This is a genomic window from Kerstersia similis (assembly GCF_965139615.1).
Lineage (GTDB): Bacteria > Pseudomonadota > Gammaproteobacteria > Burkholderiales > Burkholderiaceae_B > Kerstersia > Kerstersia similis.
Genome location: NZ_CBCSIQ010000010.1, coordinates 51,279 through 74,819 on the forward strand (window position 1 = coordinate 51,279; position 23,541 = coordinate 74,819).

At 61.8% G+C, this 23,541-nt stretch carries 13 protein-coding genes; 11 read left to right on the plus strand and 2 right to left on the minus strand.

All coding sequences use genetic code 11. The features are described from left to right. The first annotated feature begins 42 nt into the window (after nucleotides 1–42). The 8 genes from ACNA1V_RS08265 (at nucleotide 43) to ACNA1V_RS08300 (ending at nucleotide 15,524) form a co-directional block, all read left to right on the plus strand. The gene (locus tag ACNA1V_RS08265) at nucleotides 43–2,835 is read left to right on the plus strand and encodes a TonB-dependent receptor (RefSeq protein ID WP_415833121.1); all 2,793 of its coding nucleotides are present in this window, start codon (nucleotides 43–45) and stop codon (nucleotides 2,833–2,835) included. Nucleotides 2,836–2,869: 34 nt separating this feature from the next. Beyond that, nucleotides 2,870–5,500, plus strand: coding sequence for a PKD domain-containing protein (locus ACNA1V_RS08270; RefSeq protein WP_415833122.1), 2,631 nt, complete (start codon nucleotides 2,870–2,872; stop codon nucleotides 5,498–5,500). Between the two features lie 217 nt (nucleotides 5,501–5,717). Continuing rightward, on the plus strand, nucleotides 5,718–6,224 hold the full coding sequence (locus tag ACNA1V_RS08275; RefSeq protein WP_415833123.1) for a sigma-70 family RNA polymerase sigma factor: 507 nt from the start codon (nucleotides 5,718–5,720) through the stop codon (nucleotides 6,222–6,224). Further along, the gene (locus ACNA1V_RS08280; protein ID WP_415833124.1) at nucleotides 6,221–7,243 is read left to right on the plus strand and encodes a FecR domain-containing protein; all 1,023 of its coding nucleotides are present in this window, start codon (nucleotides 6,221–6,223) and stop codon (nucleotides 7,241–7,243) included. The genes ACNA1V_RS08275 and ACNA1V_RS08280 overlap by 4 nt, the downstream gene beginning before the upstream one ends. A 224-nt stretch (nucleotides 7,244–7,467) precedes the next feature. After that, a complete protein-coding gene (locus tag ACNA1V_RS08285) occupies nucleotides 7,468–10,332 on the plus strand; it encodes a TonB-dependent receptor (RefSeq protein WP_415833125.1) in 2,865 nt (954 codons plus the stop codon). Between the two features lie 111 nt (nucleotides 10,333–10,443). Next, the gene (locus ACNA1V_RS08290; RefSeq protein WP_415833126.1) at nucleotides 10,444–12,954 is read left to right on the plus strand and encodes a PKD domain-containing protein; all 2,511 of its coding nucleotides are present in this window, start codon (nucleotides 10,444–10,446) and stop codon (nucleotides 12,952–12,954) included. Nucleotides 12,955–13,179: 225 nt separating this feature from the next. After that, nucleotides 13,180–13,929, plus strand: a complete 750-nt coding sequence (locus tag ACNA1V_RS08295; RefSeq protein ID WP_415833127.1) for a Slam-dependent surface lipoprotein — start codon at nucleotides 13,180–13,182, stop codon at nucleotides 13,927–13,929. 113 nt (nucleotides 13,930–14,042) lie between these two features. Then, the gene (locus tag ACNA1V_RS08300) at nucleotides 14,043–15,524 is read left to right on the plus strand and encodes a surface lipoprotein assembly modifier (RefSeq protein ID WP_415833128.1); all 1,482 of its coding nucleotides are present in this window, start codon (nucleotides 14,043–14,045) and stop codon (nucleotides 15,522–15,524) included. A gap of 134 nt (nucleotides 15,525–15,658) precedes the next feature. Here ACNA1V_RS08300 and ACNA1V_RS08305 read toward each other — a convergent pair whose 3' ends face one another. After that, entirely contained in the window at nucleotides 15,659–15,916 is a 258-nt protein-coding gene (locus ACNA1V_RS08305; protein WP_415833129.1) for a hypothetical protein, read from the minus strand. A 387-nt stretch (nucleotides 15,917–16,303) separates the two neighbouring features. On the opposite strand from ACNA1V_RS08305, the gene ACNA1V_RS08310 reads away from it, so the two are divergent. Further along, the gene (locus tag ACNA1V_RS08310; protein WP_415833130.1) at nucleotides 16,304–18,199 is read left to right on the plus strand and encodes a S9 family peptidase; all 1,896 of its coding nucleotides are present in this window, start codon (nucleotides 16,304–16,306) and stop codon (nucleotides 18,197–18,199) included. Between the two features lie 447 nt (nucleotides 18,200–18,646). Continuing rightward, complete coding sequence (locus tag ACNA1V_RS08315) at nucleotides 18,647–21,064, plus strand: membrane-bound PQQ-dependent dehydrogenase, glucose/quinate/shikimate family (protein ID WP_415833131.1); 2,418 nt, start codon at nucleotides 18,647–18,649, stop codon at nucleotides 21,062–21,064. Nucleotides 21,065–21,187: 123 nt separating this feature from the next. Here ACNA1V_RS08315 and ruvB read toward each other — a convergent pair whose 3' ends face one another. Next, nucleotides 21,188–22,261, minus strand: coding sequence for a Holliday junction branch migration DNA helicase RuvB (ruvB, locus tag ACNA1V_RS08320; protein WP_068374963.1), 1,074 nt, complete (start codon nucleotides 22,259–22,261; stop codon nucleotides 21,188–21,190). Nucleotides 22,262–22,489: 228 nt separating this feature from the next. On the opposite strand from ruvB, the gene ACNA1V_RS08325 reads away from it, so the two are divergent. Further along, nucleotides 22,490–23,464, plus strand: a complete 975-nt coding sequence (locus ACNA1V_RS08325; protein ID WP_415833132.1) for a threo-3-hydroxy-L-aspartate ammonia-lyase — start codon at nucleotides 22,490–22,492, stop codon at nucleotides 23,462–23,464. Nucleotides 23,465–23,541: the final 77 nt, after the last annotated feature.

The following is a 23,541-nucleotide window of genomic DNA, read 5'->3' on the forward strand; positions in this document are numbered from 1 at the left end:
GGCCAATCCCGTTGCAGCATGAAAAAACGGAGTTTCAGAAACATGCCATTGCCGGCAATACGCCCGGGCGTGGCGCTTGCCACGGCTTTATGCTGCGCTGCCGCGCTGGGGCACAGCCCAGGGGCCGGTGCACAGAGCACAGCGGCGGAGCAGGCGGGCACATCCGGCAATTTCCATGATTTCCAGATCAGCGCCGGGCCGCTGGATCAGGCGCTGGCGACTTTCGGCCGCATTTCCGGCGGCCTGATTTCCTATGATGCCCGCCTGGCGGCCGGGAAAAATACCGCCGGCCTGTCCGGCAGCTATAGCCTTGAGCGAGGGCTGACGCAACTGTTGCGGGGCACCGGCCTGCAGGCCCGGCGGCTGGAACGGGGGGGCTGGCTGCTGGAGCCGGTGCCGACCTCTGCCGGCCGGCCGGTCGTGCTCGACACGGTGGAGGTCACGGCGGTGGCGCCCTCGCTCAAAGACGAGGTCTATCGCACGGCTGGTTCAGTCAATTACCTGACGCGCGAAGACATCGAGCTGTTCCGTGGCACATCCGTGGGCGATATTTTCCAGGGCATTCCTGGTGTGCTGGTCGGTGAAAACCGCAACTCCGGTGGCCTGGACATCAATGTCCGCGGGATGCAGGGGCAGGGCCGCGTGCCGGTGCTGCTGGACGGTTCCCGCCAGGAAACCACGGTGTACCGGGGCTACGCCGGGGTATCGTCGCGTACCTATATCGACCCCGATCTTATTGGCGGTATTCAGATAGACAAGGGCCCGACGATGGATGCCGGCGGCACAGGCGCGATTGGCGGCCTGGTGAGCATGCGGACCATCAATGCCGACGATATCCTCATGGACGACAACAGTTTTGGCATCCGCGTGCGGGGTCAGGCCATCGGCAACAACAGCGGGTCGGCGCCGCCGCCGGGCACGCCTGCCGGCTATCACCTGGGGAACTTTGGCGATGACGGCGTCTATCGCACGGATTGCGCCCGGCCCGACATCTGCAGCCAGCAGCATTCCAGCCAGCCCCGCACGTATGAGCTGCCGGACAGTTTTGCGCCGGATGTCGGCATGAACCGGCCCTCCTGGTACATGCCGAAAAGCTGGGCAGGCAGCCTGGCCCTTGCCCAGCGTTTCGACAAGGTGGATCTGGTTGCGGCGGTTGCCAAGCGTACCCAGGGCAATTACTACGCCGGCACTCACGGCCCCACGCCTTATATGGATCTATCGGACACGGTCAAGAAGCCCTTCTATACCGAAGTCCGGCCCACGCGCGAAGGGGCAACCCGTTTCCGGGCAGGCGAGCGCATCGTCAACAGCAACTACGACAGCCGATCCTCGCTGGTGAAGGCCAAGGTCTTCCTGCCGGCGGATCAGGAACTGGAAATGAGCTGGATGCGCTACCAAAGCGATTACGGTGAATTGATGCCGTCGCAATTGCTCTGGTTCGGCAGCGTGCGCCAGACCGATAACAGCCATGTGACGGCCAATACCTATACCACGCGCTATCGCTGGCAGCCGGCCGACAATGCGTTCATCGACCTGCGCGCCAATCTCTGGCATACCCGTACCAACAGCGCCAATACCTTTTATTACTTTGAAATCGGCGACCAGAGCTATACCGAAGGCAGCAGCGACGTTGCCGAGCTGTACAAACGCACCGGCCTGGATCTCACCAATACCTCGCGTTTTTCCGCCTGGGGCGAGCCGGAGCTGCGCTATGGCTTTTCTTTACAGCGCGAGGATGTCAAACCGATAGGGAATTCGTCCGGCGGCTGGACCAATACCCGCCCGGAGGATGTGCGGGACGGGGAGCGGCACGAATACAGCGCCTTTCTTGCCTTGAAATGGCAGGTGCTGCCGCAGGTGACGCTGGATGCCGGGTTGCGCCATACCCGCTACAAGGCAGAAGACCACAAGCCGCAGTCACTCAAGCAGGATAGCCCCTTATGCGTGGACACGAACGGCGATGGCCAATGCGACCCGGTTTACAACCGTTCGCGCAAGCATGGCACCGCACCGCTGGCCAGCCTGACCTGGGAGCCGCTGGGCGGTTTGCAACTGTACGCCCGCTATGCCGAGGCCTTCCGTATGCCCAGCCTCTTCGAAAGCACCCAGGGCCTGTCGGTGTCGCCGACGCTGGATATCGAGTTGCAGCCCGAACATGCCAAGAATCGGGAAATCGGGTTGAACATCCTGCATGACGGTCTGCTGACCGATCAGGACAAGTTCCGGGTGAAGCTGGCGTACTTCCGCAACCACACCAAGGACTACCTGACGCGGACTTCGGTCAACCTGTGGGAGCAGCCTTCCGGCAACAGCAACGACTTCTTCCGCCTGCGCAATATCGACAGCGTCAGTGTGCACGGTACGGAATTGCTGCTGGAGTACGACGCTGGCCCTTACTTCATGGAGCTGGGCGGCACCAAGTACCAGAAGATCGAGGTTTGCCACCACGGCAGCCTGCGCCGTTACGACTGCACCAATTACGGGGTGGCGAACAGCTACTTCAACAACATGATTCCGCCACGCTGGCATGCATCGGCCAAGGTAGGCACGCGTCTGTTCGACCGGCGCCTGACGATGGGGGTGCGCGGCACCTTCATGGGCCAGCGCAACATGGGCACCTTCCATGACGACACCAAGAACGGATTCCTGCGCCCGGTGATGTGGCACGAATACAAGGTGTTCGATTTCTTCGCAAGCTGGCGCGTCAACGACCATTTCAGTCTGGACTTCAACATCGACAACTTTACGGATCGCTATTACCTGGATGCGCTGAGCCTGGGCCTGGTGCCTGCCCCTGGGCGCACTGCCAGATTGAGCGGAACCCTGCAATTCTGACGCCTCGGGTCGGGCGGAAAAGGAACTACATGTCATGAAAATTTCATTGAGAAATCTGTTCGCAGGCCTGGGGTCTGCGTTGCTGGTGGCCGCCTGCGGCGGCGACCATGCCGGCGGCCTGGAGACTGACGGCAATGGCAACTCGGGCCAGGGCCGTCCGGTGGCCAATGCCGGGGTCACGCAAAGCGTGGCGGCAGGCAGCACGGTGACGCTGGATGGCAGCCTGAGCACCACGCCTTCCGGCACGCTGGGCTACCAGTGGACGCTGGTGGACAAGCCGGCCGAAAGCACGGCGGCCCTGCAGGGCGCAAGCAGCGCGCGTCCGAGCTTCGTGGCCGATAAGGTCGGCCGCTATGAAGCAGACCTGGTGGTCAGCAATGGCAGCGCCAGCAGCGACCACGCCCGGGTGGTCGTCATGGCGGGCAGCAAGGATCCGATCGCGGATGGCCCGACGACCTTGATGAACGAACTGGTGGACGGCTGGGTGCAGCTCGATGCCAGCTACAGCCAGCCGCCGGCGGGTGGCGACCCATCCGGCCTGGTTTATCAGTGGAATGTCACCGACCCCAAGGGCGCGGCAGTCCAGCTGTTCGACAGCAAGTCCGCGCGGCCCGGCTTCATTCCGGCCACCGATGGGCTGTACCTGGCCAAGCTGGTCGTGCTGTATGGCGCCCGCTCCAGCAGCGAGTTCGTCATCTCCGTCAACGTCACCAAGGCCAATACTCAGCCCGTATCCCATGTGGGTGGTGTGAACGGCAAGTATGCCGGAGTGCGGGGCCAGGGCGTGCAGCTGGATGGTTCGCAGAGCTCGGACGCAGATGGCGACGCACTGAGCTACACCTGGACCCTGGTGCCATATCCGGATATGAACAACGGCAAATACATGCCGTATTCCAATGCGCGCCTGGAAAATGCAGATTCGGCCACGCCGACCTTCTATGCGGACCGCGCGGGGATCTATTCCGTGCAGCTGCACGTGTTTGATGGTGTGGCGCGTAGCCAGGCGAGAACCGCGACGGTGACGCTCGCCAAGCCGGAAGGGGCGGAAAATACGCCGCCGGTGGCGCATCTGCGTGACTACTATCCGCTGAACGAAGCGGAAATGAGCGTCTGGGGCTATGCGTATTTCTATAGCGATTCCTATGACCTGGACGATGACAAGCTGAGCTACAAGTGGGAATGGGGCGATACGCCCGTAGGTTTCAACAAGACCGACCTCAGCAGCCGGGCCAATAGCGTCAATGTGCCCTTCATTCCGACGGTCGATGGCAAGGCCACCGGCACGCCGGTGGAGGGGTATTACACGATTTACCTGACCGTCAATGATGGCAAGGCGGACAGTCAGCGTGTGACCCAGACCATTCATGTGCGCACGGGGGCCAACAAGCGTCCGACGGCCTCGGTCAAGACCGATTTCCCCGCCGTCATGGTGGGCAGTGAAGCCTGGTTCGACGGTTCGGGCAGCTCTGATCCCAACGACGGGACGCTGGGCTTGAAGTACCAGTGGCGCTGGGTCTCGCGGCCCAAGGACAGTACCGCGGAATTCAGCGCGCCGACCGCCGCGCGCACGAGCTTCGTGCCGGACAGGGCGGGCGCATTCACGGCCGAACTGATCGTCACGGACAACGACGGGACGTCCAGCAAGGAATCCGACTGGAGCACCATCCCTGTCACCGGCACCATCATGGCCAAACAGAGCAACAACAAGCCGGTCGTGCGTTTCCTGGGTGTGAACTACAACGTCCAGACCGGCACCTCGCCAGGCCTGGATAATGAAACCGGCATGTATGTCTATACGCTGGGCAAGGATGTCACGGGATCATGCCAGGCCATGGATGCATCGCGTCGCGGCAGCTTCGACAATTTCACGGTTTCGGCGCGGGCACATGATCCTGACGGCGATACGCTGTTCTATGACATCACCCTGGAGCAGCCGGCAGGCAGTGATTTCCAGCGTTCCTACACCGGTCAGGTGCGTACGACCGGCAGTATCGGCGTGGAGCTTTGCGATCTGAAGATTCCTGGTGATTACAAGTTCACCCTGCAGGTATCGGACAGCTTCGAGCTGACCGAACCGCAAACGCTGACCGTCCGGGTCGAGCCTCAGCCGGCGGACTTCACCATGCTGAAGCTGGAGCATGCTTCGCCGGCCAATGACTGGGCGCCGGTGTTGGGCGAAACCGGCCGCGAAGGTTTCAATGTGCTGTATCGCCTGGATCAAGGCAATTTCACCTTGTGGGAATGCGCCTTCTCATGCAAGCCTTCCTACCAGGAGTACGGCCAGGGTGGCGTGATGGAGTATTACCGCCTGACAGCGGTTGGCCGGGATTACACGATCAAGGAAGTCGAGCGCTCGGTCAAACTGTTCTATCCCGAGGCCGATGGTCAGCCGGCCTATCTCGGCGACTTCCCCAATTCGGCCAGTTACCTGCCTGAGTTCGTCAACCTGCCAACCGTGATCCGGGCCGGGGAGTCGGTGATCTTCGGTTTGCGCCTGCCGGCATCGCCGCCACGCCGTGCGCGCCAGAACACCAGTAGCGGGGATATGTACCACTACACCTGGATCTTCCACGTGCCTGAACTGGTGACACAAGGCAGCACCGGATCGGATAGGACTGGCCGCTTCACGCGTTCGCAGCGTCTGGATGTTCCGTTCCTGGAGTGATCGCGTGACAAAGGAGCTGCCGGCGCATCTGGTCGGCAGTCTCCGCAGGAGATGAAAAACCGCCAGGCCACGATAGTGACCTGGCGGTTTGTTGTATGGGATTGGCAAAGACAGGACGGTTGTTTTCTTTCCCTGTGTGCCGTTGGAGATTTCTATGTTTGGTAAATAAAAAGTATTATCATGTGTGTCTGGATACTCGATACTAGACGGGCACGACATGACCTCAGGCTCCACGGCGGGCGACGACGCCCTGCAGGCACTCTATGCCAGCCACTATGGGTGGCTGGTCGGCTGGTTGCGGCGGCGAGTTGACTATCCCGGCGACGCTGCGGATTTTGCCCAGGACACCTTCCTGCGGCTGATGACGCGGAGCCGGGCGCTGGATGCCGGGAGCGAGCCGCGCGCGCTACTGACTCACATCGCCAAAGCCTTGCTGGTCGATCATTGGCGTCATCGGGCGATCGAGAAAGCCTATCTGGAAGCGTTGGCCGCACAGCCGGAACCGCTGATGCCTTCGCCCGAAGAGATCACGCTTGTACGCGAAGCGCTGTTGCGCATCGACAGCATGCTGCGCGGCATGCCCGAGAAAACGCGTTTGGTGTTTCTGATGGCGCGTATCGACGAGCTCAAATATGCCGAGATCGGCGAACGCCTGGGCATGGCCGAGATTACGGTAAAACGTCATATGCGGCGCGCCTGGATTTCTTGTCTGGAACTGGCATGAGTGTAATGCGGGGCTCTTCGGCTGCGACCTCGGCCGAAGGTATCGACGCCAGGGTGCTGGGCGAAGCGGCAGACTGGCTGGTACGCATGCAGGAAGGTTCGTTGGATGAAGGCGAACAACGCCGCTTCGATGAATGGTGTCAGCGCAGTGGGCAGCATGTCGAAGCCTGGCGTCGGGCCCAGTCCGTGCTGGGTACCTTTTGTCAGGTGCCCGAGGGGCTGGGACGCTGTCTGCTGCCGGAGCTGGCAGGCAATGCCGGGCGCAACTGGGAAGGTCGGCGCCGCGCGTTGCGCGGACTGGGAGTTTTTGCCCTGGCCGCGCCTGCGATCTGGCTGCTGCTACGGCAGATGCCTGCCCACCTGGACTGGTCGGCACATTACCGCAGCGCGGTCGGCCAGATGCGCGAGGTCTATCTGCCCGATGGCACCCTGGTCGTGCTCAATACCGCCACGGCGGTTGCGCTGGATTTCAGCGCAACCGCACGCCGTGTACGCCTGCTGGCTGGTGAAATACTGATTAGCACCCAGCCCGACAACGAGCCGCAACCTCGGCCTTTTTTTGTGGAGACCGCTCAGGGTACTGCGCAGGCGCTCGGTACGCGCTACAGCGTTCGCCAATACGGCGATGCCACATCGGTGGCAGTATTCGATGGACGGGTGTTGGTGCGGCGCAAGGGCGATGAGCGTGCACTTGCATTACTGGAACCCGGGCAAGGATTGTGGTTTGCCGATGAAGGCACACCTCAGTCATTCGAGGCCCGTGATACCAGCCTCATGTGGCGCGAGGGCATGTTGATGGCTCGTGACATGCCGCTGGGTGAGTTGCTGCAGGAATTGGGGCGCTATCGCCATGGTGTGCTCAATGTGTCGCCCGCTGCGCGTGACCTGCGTGTGTCGGGGGCGTTTCCTCTGGCGGATACTGATGGCAGCTTGGTCCTGTTGGCTGAAACCCTGCCTATCCAAGTGCGGCGTCGGACGCGCTACTGGGTGACGGTCATGCGGGCGGACGAGGCATCCTGATGGTTGTCTTGGGCTGGCCTGGTGATACAGATGCGCAAAAATTTTGTCGCTGGGCAGCTCCAAGAAAAAAAAATCCCTTTTGGGGACAGCAAGCCGCAGGTGCAGTGTGGGGATATTTTTGATCGCAGGTGATACCTTCCGGCCTCTCGTCCGGTAGAGCCTATGAAACAGCACGTTCGCCAGCAGGCGATCTGTGCCGGCAAGACTCTCCACGAAAGGATGCTATGTTTTTCGACGACATGTTTGGTGCACGTCGATGCGCGGATACGCCTAGCCTTGCGGCAGGTCAGCCAGGGCCGGCAACTGCCGGCCTGGATGTTGCGATCATCACGGTGCTGCTTACTTGCGGACTGGGAGGCATGCCGATTGCCCAGGCACAGGAGGCGTCGTCAAGTGCTGGGCAAAAGGTGGTCTCGGGTAGTGCCGACAATGCCTATGCTGTGGTCAAAGAACATCAGTTCTACGATATTCCGGCCGGGGCGCTGAGCGCCGTGCTGGCCGAGTTCGCCGCTCGCTCCGGCGTGGCGCTGTCCTTCGATCCCTCAGTGCTAGAGGATCAAGCCAGTGCAGGCCTGCGGGGCCGGTTCGGCGTACGCCAGGGTTTCGAGCGGATTCTCTCTGGTAGCGGCTACGAACTGGTGGTGCGCACCAATGGTTATTCTCTGCGCCGTTCCCAGGCACCCAGGGTGTCGGCCTTGACGCCCGTCGTCGTGCGCGGCGAGCATGACCCGCGTGACGACGCATACCGTACGGCAGCTTCCACCCACTACTTGTCACGCGACGACATCGAGCGTTTTCGTGGGACGTCGGTAGGCGACATTTTTCAGGGCATTCCCGGAGTGCTCGTCGGCGAGAACCGCAATAGCGGTGGCCTGGACATCAATATCCGTGGTATGCAGGGCCAGGGCCGGGTACCGGTATTGGTGGACGGCGCCCGCCAGGAGACTACGGTCTATCGGGGTTATAGCGGCGCGGCGTCACGCAGTTTCGTCGATCCCGATCTCATCGGTGGCATCGAGATTGAAAAAGGCCCGACGATGAATGCGCACGGCACCGGCGCCACCGGTGGCCTGGTAAGCATGCGTACGATCGGCGCCAGCGACATCGTTAAGGAAGGCGAAACCTTCGGTGTGCGTGTACGCGGGACTGCCATCGGTAACAACAGCGGCTCGCCGTCGGCAGCAGGCACGCCCGGCGGCTACAACGTTGGCGTTAACAATGATGTCTATCGCACCAACTGCATGGAAGGGCTGGAATTCCTGTGCGAAGGCAACCTCAGCCTGGACAATCTGTCGTCGGATGAAACGATGGATCGGCCTGCGCTGCTACAGCCGAAAAGCTGGGCCGGCAGCATTGCGCTGGCGCAGCGTCTGGAATGGGCAGATTTCGTCGTGGCTTATGCCAAGCGCCGCCAGGGGAACTATTACGCCGGGACGCACGGTCCGGTGCCCTGGCTGGATCTTTCGGAAACCTATGAGCGCGGTTTTTATACCGAGGTCCGGCCGAAACTGGAAGGTGCCACTCGTTTTCGCGCAGGTGAACGGATAGCCAACACCAATTATGAGAGCGGTTCTTTGCTGCTCAAGGGCAAGTTCTTCCTGACCACGGATCAGGATCTGGAGCTGAGCTACCTGCGTTATCACAGCACCTACGGCGAACTGATGCCTTCACAACTGCGCGGCATCGGTGAAGTCCGGCAGACGCAGGGTAGCGAAGTTACGGCAAGCACCTATAGCGCGCGTTACCGCTGGAATCCTGCCGACAGCAGCGCGCTCGATCTGCGCGCCAATGTTTGGTACACCGATACCGACAGCCTCAGCGAAAGCTATGCGGAGGATGAACTGAATGCGGGTTTTTTCGACAATCTTGGTGCGCCTGAACGGTATCAGCGCTTCGGCCTGGATGTCAGCAATACCTCACATTTCGGCCAGGACGAAGCAAGCTGGTTGCGCTATGGCTTTGCCGCTCAGCATGAAAAGCTGGGACCGCCTACGCCGCTGGAGCGCCGTGGTTCGTTCTTCGATTCCCATGCCGGCAAGCGCTGGGAGCTTAGCGCGTTTACGGCGGTGCAATGGAAACCTTGGCGGCCACTGACGGTTGATGCCGGACTGCGCTATACCTGGTTCCGTTCCAAGGATGATACGCCGGTCTATACCTGGGTGAACGAGACGTTGCCCAGTGGCGTGGTGAATTCCTATTGTCGCGATGACGATGGCGATGGCCAGTGCGATACCACCAGGGCAAGCAATACCCGTGGTGGCGTGGCTCCTATCGTCGCACTGACCTGGGAGCCGACAGAAGGCTGGCAGCTTTACGCTCGCTACGCCGAAGCCTACCGCATGCCCAGCCTGTTCGAGGGCACCTACGGGTTTTCTGTATCGCCCTCGCAGGACATCAACCTGAAGCCCGAGCATGCAAAGAACCGGGAAGTCGGCGTGAACTACATGCTCGATGGCGCATTCCTGGAGCAGGATACGTTGCGCCTGCGCTTTGCCTACTTCCGCAATCACACCAAAAATTACCTGACCCGCACTTCACCCAATACCTGGGAAGCGGGCTATGGCCAGCAGTTCTACACGTTGCGCAATATCCGCAGCGCAAGTTTCCATGGGCTTGAAGTCTCGGGGCGCTATGACGCTGGCGGCTTTTTCGCTGACTTCGGCGGAACGCGCTACACGCATATCGAGACTTGCCACTATGGCAGCTACCGGCGCGAGGAGTGCACGGACTACGGCATTGCCAACAGCTACATCAACAACATGATTCCGCCCAAGTGGCATGCCAGCGCGACGCTCGGCGCCCGGTTGTTCGATCGGCGCCTGACGCTGGGTGTGCGGGGTACGTTCATGGGCGCACGCACGCGCCAGCCCGAATACAACGACCAGACCAAGCAAGGTTCGCTGGCGCCGGTTCCCTGGCATGCCTATCGGGTGTTCGATGTCTTTGCCTCGTACCGCATCAACAAGGATTTCACCGTTGATTTCAACATCGACAACATCACGGATCGTTATTACCTGGACGCGCTCAGCCTGGGGCGTGTGCCAGCGCCCGGGCGGACGGCACGTCTGAGTGTGACGGCGCAGTTCTGAGCGGTTTGCTTTTGCGAGTTGCCGGCAGGATCCGCCCCGGCGTAGCGGGGGTCGGGAAAGCTATGTCCGGTGCCTATCCATGTTTCTACATTGCAAGGGAATAGATAGACCATGAAAGTCCCATTCCGAACATTCATGCTGGGCCTGAGCGCGTCGCTGCTGCTCGCGGCCTGCGGCGGCGGTGGTGGCGATGATGGCGGCAGTAGTGCGCCAGTCGTCGAACGGCCTGTGGCGCGCGTCAACGCCAGCGCCGTCAAGGTGCAGGCCGGCGAGAGCGTGAGCTTTGACGGCTCCGCCAGCAGCAGCGTCAATGGAGGCTCGCTGAGTTATCAGTGGAGCCTGATCGCCCAACCCGATGGCAGTGCTGCGAAACTGGTGGACGCACAGTCTTCCGGGGCGACGTTGGCTACTGATTTGCCTGGTTCCTACAGCGTCAGCCTGGTGGTCACGGATGCCGTTGCAAGCAGTGACCCGGTGCATAGCACAATCACTGCCGCGAACCCTAACCCGGTGGCGGTCGTGCCGACCGATATCAGTCAGCCGCCGGGCACGGTGCAGCTCGATGGCTCGGCCAGCCTGCCGCCGGATGGCGGAGATTTCTCCCGCCTGACCTATGCCTGGACGATCGAATCTGCGCCTGACGGCAGCGTGGCCGTACTGGATGATGCCAGCCTGGCGCAGCCGCGTTTCGAGGCTGCGCTGGACGGGGTGTACCGCGTCAGCCTGGTCGTTTCCTACGAAGGCAAGCAGAGTGCGCCGCAAGTCGTCACTGTGACGATTCGGACGTCCTATCCGCCGCCGACGGCCAACGCAGGGACTGCACAGGAAGTGACGCGTGGTCAGCGGGTCGATCTTGACGGTTCCGCCAGTGCCAGCGCCGATGGTGCTGCGCTGCAGTACCGCTGGCGCCTGTCGCAGGCACCGGGTGCATCCACTGCCGTGCTGCAGGGCGCCGACACCTCGAAGCCCTGGTTCACGCCGGATGCTGCTGGTACCTATGTGGCTGAACTGTATGTTTACAACGGCACGGCGCGCAGCAATCGTGCCACGGTGTCGATCACGGTTGGCAAGCCTGCCAATGCCGCGAACACGATTCCTGTGGCCATAATCGGCGCGCCGGATCTGTTCCCGGAGCGCGGCATTGCCAATGACGGTGTGTACGAGAAGGAACTGGCGACGCTGGTCACCATGCCCAGCCTCTATTCCTATGATGCAGACGGCGATGCCCTGACGACCGAATGGACCGTCATCAGTGCGCCTGCGGCTTTCGATCCTAATACTGGTCTCGTCGTTGAAAAATCGTCGGCCAAGTTCCAGGCGCTGGCGCAGGAAGGCACCTATGTCTTCCAACTGCGTGTCAACGATGGCACCGAGTGGAGTGCACCGGTGCAGCAGACCTATTCCATCAAAAATGGCGCCAACCGCCGTCCGACCGCACTCGCCAATACGGTGAACAAGGCTTACTCGGCCGGCATTGGCGCGACGGTAAGGCTGGACGGTCAGGGCAGCACCGATCCTGACAACAACAGGTTGACCTATCAGTGGACGTTGCGCGAGCGCCCGGATGGCAGCACTGCCACGCTGGACAGCGCCAGTTCCGCCACCCCTTCGTTCAATGTCGACAAGGCGGGCCCCTATATTGCGTCGCTGCGTGTGACTGACGAACGTGGCTGGACCAGTACCGCCAGTGAAGTCCTGGTCATGGGTAAGGCACAGAACAATCCGCCCCAGGCGCGCTTGAGCAAGTACAACGTCTTGGGCGGGAACATGAGCGGTGCAGCGCTGTTCACTGCTGATCAGCCCTTGCTGATCGGTATCAGTCATCAGGACACTTTCGCCAGCACGAACTACGATTCATGGAATGATTTTCGGCTGGAAGCCAACGCCTTCGATCCGGATGGCGATACGTTGACGTATCTCTGGTCTCTGGCGAGCGAACCGGCAGGCAACAAGTTCGAACGCAACCAGCGCCAGTGCTACAACGACTATCCGCGTACGGGAGTGACGCTGGCACAGTACTTCGACGCCATCCTGCGCTACCGGCAATGGACTTGCTCGACGCTGAGCCTGGCTCCCACGGTGACTGGTACCTACCGTGTTGCGCTGGCGCTTAGCGATGGTGTGGAAATCGTGGGTCCGTACACCATCGACCTGTACGCCGCGACTCGGGCCGATTTTCCCACACTGCTGCTCGAGGACATGTACACCGGGCTGGCGCGTGAAGCGGATGGTGGTTCAGCTACCTATCCTCGCCAGCGTGCGTTGCCGTTCGAGCGCCAGAGCACCAGTTTGATATCTCGCCTCGCCATCAAGGAAAACACCGATAACGTGATTGCCACGTACCGGCTGACGGCGGCCGGTGGCGACTACACCATCGGGCAACTGGCTGCGGTGTCGTCAGCAAATGCTGATCAGCAGGTCCGGTTTGAAGGTCTGAGCGATGGGCAGGTGCTGCGCAAGGGCGATAGCGTGGTCTTTTCGCTGATCTGGAACATGCCGGCTCCCAAGCCGACGTCAGCAGTCCTGGTCGAGGCAGCGAAGGGCATGAAGTGGTCCTTCGGCATTGTTGAGAAACCCGAATGGACCTTCGGTTTCGTGCCGGCGTTCAATCCGTTCTTCTAAGCGCTTTCTACCGGGGCTGCCTTTTGGCTGTCCCGGTAGCCATCTTTTCGAGGTGAAGTATGTGGTACGTCATGCGTCTGGGCTGTACTTGCTGAGTTATGGCTTGGTTTCAGTGCTGCCGGTGTTGTGTGACCGGCGGTAGTTCTGGTGACCTGGAGCGGGCAAGACAGCGCCGCGTGCCTTCCGGCACGTTGCGGTTTCATTTTCCTGTCTATGGAGAGCATTATGCGTAAAGTTGCTTTGAAACTGGCTGTCGTGGCTACCCTGGTGGGCGCGGCGTCGCTGGCCCAGGCTGCGACCACGGGTTATTCCAGCGATACGTCACAGGTGCTGGTGGGGGCTGCGGGTGGTGCCCATGGCGGCACAGCGGGGTCCGCGGGCGTCGGTTTCCCGGTCATCATGGGCGGCGGCCTGGTCAGCATCAAAGGGATCGTGACGTCTTGGGCGCTGCCAGACGACAACGGTGTCAGCGCCATGGGCGTGACTTCCGACACCCAGGGCATCCTGTTCGCCAAGGTGCCGGGGGCCGAGGAAGTCTACTTCGGCGAATACATCGAGCTGAATGCCGCGCCGAATGATCCCCAGCACACGGTGTTCTATGTGGGTGAAAACACGACGACGGCATTGCCTTCGGGCGAGGCGGACTACCTGATCACGGGCATCAATAACTATGACGGGACGGCTGGCAGCCTGTTGAAGGGTGGCTTGAACGTTGACTTCACCAACGGTGCGCTGATCGGCGACCTGACTCGCACGACCAGCGGTACCAATGTGGCGAATACCATTGCTTTCGGTGGTTCCATCGACAACACCACGGCTTCCTTCAGCGGCTCGGCTCTCGCCAACGGCAGCGTTGCGGGCGATCTGAATGGCCAGTTCTTCGGTGACGGCGCGGCTGCAGTCGCCGGCGCCCTGACCTTCAGCGGCAACCGCAACCTGGATACCGCATTCGGCGGCACCAAGGTCGGCCCTTGACCCTGCGATAACGAACGCACTCGTGCCGCCAGGGTACGGGTGCGTCATTGCCACGGCAGACCTGGCGGTTGCCGTGGCATCTCGTCACCGTCAGGTTTGAGTGGAAAAAGATAATGCAAGCAGTTGGAAGCCGTGTCGGGCTGCTGCTGGGATGGGTTTGTCTGTTGGCAGTATTCCCAGTGTGGTCTGCCGACGAGGACAGAGCCAATTTCTTGTGGCAGGAGGCAGAAGTTGTCAGGCAAGATAAATCGGGGAGCGTCGCGGCACCTGCCCCGGCAGGCAGCGAAGGACAATCTATCCTGGTCATCAAGGGGCAGGCGTTGGGCGTGCGGCATGAGCCTGACGAACTTGAGATGGCCTTGTTCCTGGGCGTGAATCACCGTCAGTGGCAGGATGTGCGCCGCTTTCTTGAAACCTATCGCTCGGTGCCTGGGCATCAGGAACACATTGCCTGGTTTGCCGAAGCTGCCTTGTTGCGCGCCGACGGTAAGTTGGAGCAGGCCGAGCAGGCGTATCGGCGCATGCTGGATATCCGCCCGGATTTTCTGCGAGGGCGCATCGACCTGGCCAGCGTGCTGGTCGAAAACCATAAAAATCGGGAAGCCGAGGGCATGCTGCAGGTCATTATGGACAACCCGGCCTTGCCACCTCAGGTCAGGGACAGGCTAGACCATGGTTTCTTGCGTGCGATTGCGGCAAGGCGTGCCTGGAGTGGTTCGCTGGCGCTGGGAATCAAGAGAAATACAAATTTGAATCAGAGCCAGGCCAGCAAGACCTGCCTGTTATATGACCCAATGGGCAGCGGACGCTGCGTGTTCGAGCGCAATATCCCGGCCGCGATAGCCGGCCAGGGGGTGAGTTACGAAGCGGTCCTGAACCGGCGTTTCGATGTGGTCGGCCAGCATGGCATTCTGCTGCGCGGCCTAGCCTATGGCGACAGCTATCGCAACCAGGCCAGGTTTAACGAGATGACGCTGGCGTTCTACGCCGGCTACAGCCAGCAGGCGCCGCGCAGCGTGTTCTCAGTGCTGCCAGTGGTCGAGATCAACCGCTATGGCAATCGCACCATGTATCGTGCGGCCGGCGTGCGTGCCGATCTGACCTACGCGGCGACACAGAAAGTCACGCTGAATCTGTTCGGTGAGCGCAAGAAGCTGTTCTATCGGGATGGCTATGACCGCAATAATGATGGGACCCAGGATGCGGTCTATGTTACGGTTTATCGAGCGTTGCCGTATCAGATGGCGGTGAGCGTCGGCGTTGACTGGAGCAGCAAACGCAATGACCAGGCTGCCAACAGCTACGATCAGCGCGGCTTGCGGCTGGGGTTATACAAGTCCTGGAGCAAGAAGTTCGATGCTTCCGTGCAAGCCATTTTCCGCTCGCGAGGCTACGAGGGCTATAACGCGCTGTTGGAGGCGCGGCGGCGTGAGCGGACGCAGACCTACATCGCGTCAGTGCGTGCGCCGGGCTGGCAGTGGTGGGGCTTCTCGCCCAGGTTGAGCTGGCGCCACACTCGCATGCGCAGCAATGTGGACTGGTTGTACACCTACGACCGCAACGAATTCAGCTTGATGTTGGAACGCGCTTTCTGATGTGATGTTGTTCTGACTGTCTTGGCGTGGCTCGTCACGGCCGTTGCGTTGCGATGGGTGCGAGACTAAGACCTTGGCACCGTCAAGTTAGCTCAGGGCTGGCTTGACGGCAGGGCGGGACGGCTGGCTCGAAATCAGAGAGCAAGTTTGACTTGTGCCGCGACAGCGTCCGGCACCCATTGCTGCCAGAGCTCGCCGCGTTTCAGTGCAGTCATCATCGGGATAGTTTCGCTTGGCTCGCTCCGGGCCTGGCAGCCGTAGCGGGTTTCGACGATGCGCCGTTCGATTTCATAGGAGGTGTTCGCCGCCTGAACCACGCCTGTTGCCAGCGGCAACCCGGCCTGCATCCGCGCCAGCAAGCCGGTTCCGCAGTGCGGCAACTGCCGGGCCATGCCCGGTGTGGGCCGATTGCAAGGGGCCAAAGCGGTGCTGGCGAGAGAATGCGTCTTATCTCTGATTCGAAATGGAATGAAATGTTATTGCCGACGCGATGCGTTAGACTGGAACCGAGATTGTTTTCGTTTGTCCCAGTGAGAGTTCAGCTTCATTTCGAGCCTGTCCTGGGTGCCTGTCGAAATCCATGGCGTTGCTGCGCCGGTGTGTTGCGCGCCGGCGGTGACGCTGATGTGGGGCAGCAAAGGAGTGGCTCGGCAGCCGGTCCTGAACCTGCCGTCTGGCAGCAATGCAACCGTTTTTCCTAGAAGGGCAATTCCATCGTGCTAACGCGTCCTCCGTTTCGTGCCCTGGCATGTTTCTTTTCCTTTTTCATGACTGTTTCCATGACCGCCAACGCAGCGACTGATCCCTCCCCGAGTTCCAGGCCTCCTGTCCAGGTGGCGCCGCAGTTCCCCTTGCAGGATTTCTTCCGCAACCCCGAGAAAGGCTATTTCCGGCTGGCTGACGACGGCAAGTCGCTGGCCTTCATGCAGCCGGTGTCGGTGGATGGCCAGCCGGCGCGCATGAATATCTTCGTGCAGGCGCTCGATGGCCTGGCACCCGCCGGCGAGCCGCGCCGCCTGACGTCCGAAACTGCCAGGGATATCGGCGGCTACTTCTGGAAAGGCTCGGATACCATCCTGTTTTCCAAGGATTTCGGCGGCGATGAGAACTTTCACGTGCTTGCCGTTGATGCCAAGACCGGTGAAGTGCGTGACCTGACGCCGTTCGAGAATGTGCGCGCCGGTATCATCGACGATCTGGAAGATGACCCCGACCACGTGCTGCTGACGCACAACCAGCGCCAGCCGGAAGTCTTCGATGTCTATCGTGTCAACGTGCGCACGGGTAAGTCGGAACTGGTGGCGTCCAATCCGGGCAATATCGTGGGCTGGCTGACAGACCACCAGGGCAAGGTGCGCGTGGCGGTGGCCAGCGACGGCCTGGAAACCGCCTTGCTGTATCGCGATCGCGAAGCCGATGAATTCAAGCCGCTGATCACGACGAACTACCGCACGGAAGTCAGCCCGCTGTTCTTCACCTTCGATAACAAGAAGATGTACGCGCTCAGCAATCGCGGGCGCGACAAGTCTGCGCTGGTTATTATCGACCCGGCCAAGCCGGATGCCGAAGAGCTGGTCTATGCCCACGATGAGGTGGATATCGGCGGTGCGTCGTATTCGCGCCTGCGCAAGGTGCTGACCGAGGTTTCCTGGGAAACCGACAAGGCCCGTGAGCATTTCTTCGATGAGCCGACGCGTGCGCTGGATGCTGCGTTGCGCCGTCACCTGCCGGGCTACGAAGTGGCCTTGCAAGGCCATAGCCGCGACGAGAATATTTTCATCGTGGCCGCCTACAACGACCGTACGCCGGGTTCGCGCTACCTGTATGACGCCAAGGCCGACAAGCTCGCCAAGCTGGCGGACATCAACCCTGCGCTGCCCGAAGGGCAGATGGCGCAAAGCAAACCCATCCAGTACAAGAGCCGCGACGGCCTGACGATTCATGGCTATCTCACGCTGCCGGTCGGCCGCGAGCCCAAGAACCTGGCGTGCATCGTCAACCCGCACGGCGGGCCGTGGGTGCGCGACAGCTGGGGCTACAACCCGGAAGTGCAGTTCCTGGCCAATCGCGGTTATTGCGTGCTGCAGATGAATTACCGGGGTTCCACCGGCTACGGCCGTGAATTCTGGGAAGCGGGCTTCGGCCAGTGGGGCCTGTCCATGCAGGACGACATCACGGATGGCGTGCAATGGCTGATCGAGCAAGGCATTGCCGACCCCGAGCGCGTAGGCATCTACGGCGGCAGCTATGGCGGTTACGCCACACTGGCCGGTGTCGCCTTCACGCCTGATCTGTATGCGGCGGCCGTGGATTACGTGGGGGTGTCGAACCTGTTCACCTTCATGGAAACGATTCCGCCGTACTGGAAACCCATGCTGGAAAAAATGCGTGACATGGTGGGCGACCCCGTGCGTGACAAGGAACGCCTGGCGGCAACGTCCCCGGCCTTGCATGCCGACCGGATCAAGACCCCGCTGTTCGTGGCCCAGGGTGCCCGGGATCCGCGCGTGAACAAGGCGGAAAGTGATCAGATGGTCGAAGCGCTGCGCCAGCGTGGCGTGGATGTGGAGTACATGGTCAAGGACAACGAAGGCCATGGTTTCCATAATGACGAGAACAAGTTCGAGTTCTACGCTGCCATGGAAGCCTTCCTGAAAAAGCACCTGAAGCCTTGAACCGGTAGCCAGGTTTTGGCAGAACCTGGCTGGCTGCCTGGCTGGTCGCCAGCCAGGCAGCAGTGCAAGGGCTGAATGACCATGGCCGCTGTGCTTGGCAGGATGCGCCGGTAAAAAGGGGCGGAAGCAATTCCGCCCCTTTTTTGCGTCGGTACGCCAGGCCCGCGAATGGCTGGTGTGGTGGGAGAGGGGCGGGATGGATTCGGCGCGATGCAGCCGTTCCTGATGCCTCTCTTTACAAAAGTCCACTGTTCGCTGTGGGCGGGCAGCAGTATCTTTGATCATGCGTTGTTGTGCGAGCCGTGGCAGGCCGTGCTGTGCGATGGGCTTGCCAGGGCCGAGCCGCGCGTCCGGGCAGATCGGGTGCGCTTTGTGCATGCAGTAAACCGTTCCCCGGATGTCTGGGTTCAGGGGGCGGAGTCTTTCAACACTTGCAAGGAAAGCGCCATGATTGCTTTGATGGCACCGAGCCGAGGCCAGGTATTCTGGCTGCGGCTGGTCAGTGTGTTGCTGCTGCTGATTTCACTGTACCTGCTGTACGGGGGCGCGCAGTTGGCAGCGCTGGGTGGCAGCGCCGCCTATCTCGTCATCGGCCTGCTGTGGCTGGTGGCCGCAGCCCTGCTGTTCGTGCGCCGTTCGGCAGGCGCCTGGGTGTACCTGGCCTCTTTGCTGCTGTGCACGGGCTGGGCCGCCTGGGAGGCTGGCCAGGTTTTCTGGCAGTGGTTCCCGCGCATCATGCTGCCGGTGGGGCTGGGGATGCTGGTGTTCTGGGTAGCGCCGTATGCGCGCCGCAACGCGGAACCTGGCGCCTGGGCACGCCTTGGGCGGCCCTTGGGAACGGTTTGTGCACTGGTGCTGGCCGCCATGCTGGGCCTGATGCTGGTGCCGCATGGCGTGACCGAGCCTTCCGCCGCACAGCTGGCGCGTGGCGCGGCGCATGCAGGCGCACACCAGGCGGATGCCCCCAGGGATTGGACGCATTATGCCGGTAGCGAGGCGGGCCGCCGTTATGCGGCGATTTCGCAGATCAACGCGGATAACGTCAGCCAGCTGAAACTTGCCTGGACTGCCCGCACCGGGGACATTGCCACCGGCCAGTACGAAGACCAGAACACGCCTTTGCAGATCGGCGATACGCTGTATGTCTGCACGCCAAGAAACCAGGTGTTGGCGCTGGATGTGGACACCGGGGAACAGAAGTGGTCATTTGATCCTCAGAGCGCAGGGCCTGAGTTCCTGCGCTGCCGCAGCCTGGGGTATGCCGACCTGGCGAAGAACAGCTTTTTGCCCAAACGGGCGATCTTCAATGGCGTGCCGCCACCCGCTTCTTTGCCGCAGGGCGCGTGTGAACAACGTATTTATCTCACCACTGCCGATGCCCGGCTGATCGCCCTGGATGCCCGTACCGGCAAGCCTTGCGAGGATTTTGGCGAGCACGGTGCCATCAGCCTGCGTACCGGTTTGGGCGATTTCGATCCGCGCTTCTATTTCAACAATACCGGGCCGTTGGTCATTGAGCACGGTTTGATCGTGGTGGGTGCGCGGGTCAAGGACAATCAGGCCGTAGGCGAGCCCTCGGGGGTGGTGCGCGGCTTCGATGTGGGTACCGGCGAGCTGATCTGGGCCTGGGACCTGGGCAACCCTGCCATCACGAAACTGCCGCCGCCGGGGGAAACCTATACCCAGGGCACACCGAATGTCTGGACGGCCATCGCGGCCGACGAAGACCTGGGCCTGGTCTATCTGCCGCTGGGCAATGCGACGCCGGATTTCTGGGGCGGCCACCGTACCGAGGCGGATGACGAATACAGTTCGGCCGTGGTAGCGCTCGACTATGTGAGCGGCAAGGAAAAATGGCATTACCAGACGGTGCACCATGACCTCTGGGATTACGACCTGCCGTCGCAGCCGGCGCTGTATGACATCCCTGATGGCAAGGGAGGGGTGACGCCCGCGCTGATCCAGCTGACCAAGCGCGGGGAGATCTTCGTGCTCGACCGGCGCACCGGGCAGCCCATCGCGGATGTGGTGGAGAAGCCTGTGCCCACGCACGAGCTGCCGCAGGGCGAGCGCATCAGCCCGACCCAGCCTTATTCCGTGGGCATGCCGGCCATCCGTCATCCGGTGCTGAAGGAAAGCGATATGTGGGGCATGACGATGCTGGATCAGCTGGCCTGCCGCATTGCCTTCAAGCGGGCACGCTATGACGGCGACTTCACGCCGCAGTCCACGCATCCCATCATCCAGTATCCCGGCAACCTGGGCGGTTTCAACTGGGGCAGCGCCACCATAGACGAGAAGCACAACTACCTGATCGTCAACGACATCCGCACGGCGATTGTTTCCTGGCTGGTGCCGCGCGACCCGGAAAACGACCCGCAGTATTTTGGCGGCCTGGGGAATTATCCGCAGTTCGGCACGCCCTACATCAACCGCCTGACCAACTTCATGTCCGGCCTGGGCGTGCCGTGCACGCCGCCGCCGCTGGGCACGATGACGGCGATTGACCTGGAGACCCGCGAGATCGTCTGGCAGATTCCGCTGGGTGCCACGCAGGATTCCGGGCCGATGGGCATCAAGACACACCTGCCCGTGCCGGTCGGCATGCCGACCATGGGCGCTGGCCTGGCAACCCAGGGCGATCTGGTGTTCTTTACCGGCACGCAGGATTACTACGTGCGCGCCATGGATGCCAGGACGGGCAAGGAGGTCTGGAAAGAGCGCCTGCCGGTCGGCGGGCAGGCAACGCCGATGACGTATGTGTCTCCCAAGACCGGCAAGCAGTACATCGTCTTTACCGCCAGTGGTTCACGCGGCCAGCCGGATCGCGGTGATTACGTCATGGCCTATGCCTTGCCTGACTGAGCGCTGTCCTCGGGAGAGCCTGCCGCTGTGGCGGCAGGCTGATACTGGAAGCCGCCTGTGCGGCCAGGCTTGCGGCCTGGCCGCACAGGCGCTGAATGGCTGAAGCCCTGAAACCGTGGCGGGTCAGATATCGAACAGGCTGCCTGTGCTGCTCATGGTGCCGGGCGGCGGCGTCAGCCCCAGGTGGCGCCAGGTGGTCTGGGTGGCAATCCGGCCGCGCGAGGTGCGCTGCAGGAAACCGTGCTGGATCAGGTAGGGTTCGATGACATCTTCGATGGTGTCGCGCTCTTCGCCGATGGCGGCAGCCAGGCTGTCCACGCCGACCGGGCCGCCATCGAACTTGTGCACGATGGCTTCCAGCAGCTTGCGGTCCATCAGGTCCAGGCCTTGCGGATCAACTTCCAGCATGCCGAGCGCGGCCTGGGCGATTTCCGCCGAGATGATGCCGCCACCCTTGACTTCCGCGTAGTCGCGCACGCGCCGCAGCAGCCGGTTGGCGATGCGGGGCGTGCCGCGTGAGCGCCGTGCGACTTCGGCGGCTCCTTCGGGGGTAATGGTGGCTTGCAGCAGGCCGGCGCTGCGCGTGACGATGTGGGTCAGGTCCTGCGCGTTGTAGAACTCCAGCCGCGCCACGATGCCGAAGCGGTCGCGCAGCGGGTTGGTGAGCATGCCGGCGCGCGTGGTGGCGCCCACCAGCGTGAAGGGCTGCAGGTCGAGCTTGACGCTACGCGCCGCCGGGCCTTCGCCGATGAGGATGTCGATCTGGAAGTCTTCCAGCGCGGGGTAGAGGATTTCCTCGACCACGGGAGACAGCCGGTGGATTTCGTCGATGAACAGGACGTCGTTGCGTTCCAGGTTGGTCAGCAACGCCGCGAGGTCGCCCGGGCGTTCCAGCACGGGGCCGGAGGTCTGGCGCAGCTGCACGCCCATTTCGTGCGCGACGATGTGGGCCAGCGTGGTCTTGCCCAGGCCCGGCGGGCCGAACAGCAGCACGTGATCCAGCGCTTCGCCGCGGTTGCGCGCCGCCTGGATGAAAATGTCGAGCTGGTCGCGTACGCGCTGCTGGCCGACATAGTCGGACAGGGCCTTGGGACGCAGGGCACGCTCCACCGATTCTTCATTCGGTGTGACGGCATGGGGCGTGACCAGGCGGGTGGTCTCGCTGCGGGCGGAGAGGGAGTCTGATTGGATGGCCATGGCGCACGATTTCTGTCCAGCTGCCATGGTAGCACCTGATGATATGTCCAGTGAATCGCCAGGCGTATCCTGTTCCCTGGAGATGCATCAGAAATTGGCGGTGTTTTTATGCTGGCAGACGCGCCACCCCGTCCGGTTTGTGGCACGATGTTGGTTTCGCACGGCGTGACCTGGCAGGGGGCCCTGCCAGGGTGCCGTGCGTTTTGCATGCAGGACGATTGTCAGGAAATGACCGCTTTAGACCTCCCCGATTATCAGGATGTGATCCGGGCGAACGCCGTACTGGACGGCGTGGTGCACCGTACGCCGGTACTGCGCTCGCCTTTGGCGGATGCGCGGGCGGGGGCTGAAATTTTTTTCAAGTGTGAGAATCTCCAGCGCACGGGCGCATTCAAGTTCCGCGGTGCCTATTATGCGATTGCACGGTTGTCCGAAGCGCAGCGCCGGGCTGGGGTGGTGGCCTACTCGTCGGGCAACCATGCGCAGGCGGTGGCGCTGGCCGCACGGCTGCTCGGCACGCATGCCATCATCCTCATGCCGGCCGATGCGCCGGCAGCCAAACGCGCTGCAACGGAAGGCTATGGCGGCCAGGTCTTGACCTACGACCGCTACCAGGATGACCGCATCGCCATGGCAGAGGCCTTTGTTCGCGATGAGGGGCGGGTCTTGCTGTCCCCGTATGACCATGCCGATGTGATTGCCGGGCAGGGAACGGCGGCACTGGAATTATTGCAGCAGCAACCCGAGCTGGATCTTCTGGTAACGCCGATCGGCGGCGGCGGCCTGATTTCCGGCAGCGCGCTGGCTTTGCGTGCCTTGCGGCCCGGCGCCCGATTGATCGGTGCTGAACCGGCCTTGGGCAACGATGCGCAGCAATCCTTGCGTACCGGCGTGCTGCACCATATCGCCGCACCGCACACCATCGCTGATGGCGCCACGACGACGCATCTGGGCGACCGTACCTTTGCCATTCTGCGCCGTGACGTCGATGATGTGGTGACAGTCACTGACGACGAATTGCGCGAGACGCTGGTATTCCTGGCGCAGCGCCTGAAACTGGTGGTGGAGCCTACCGGTTGCCTGGGCGCGGCGGCACTGCTGCATGGCAAAATTCCGTTGCGTTCCGGTCAGCGGGCTGCTGCCATTCTGAGCGGCGGCAACGTCGATATGACGGCATTTGCCGGCTATCTGGCCGGCAATTGACTGGTAATTGACTGGTAATTGATTGGCAATTGATTGGTAATGGGCCAGCAATCAGCCGGCCTGGCTCGCTATCCTCA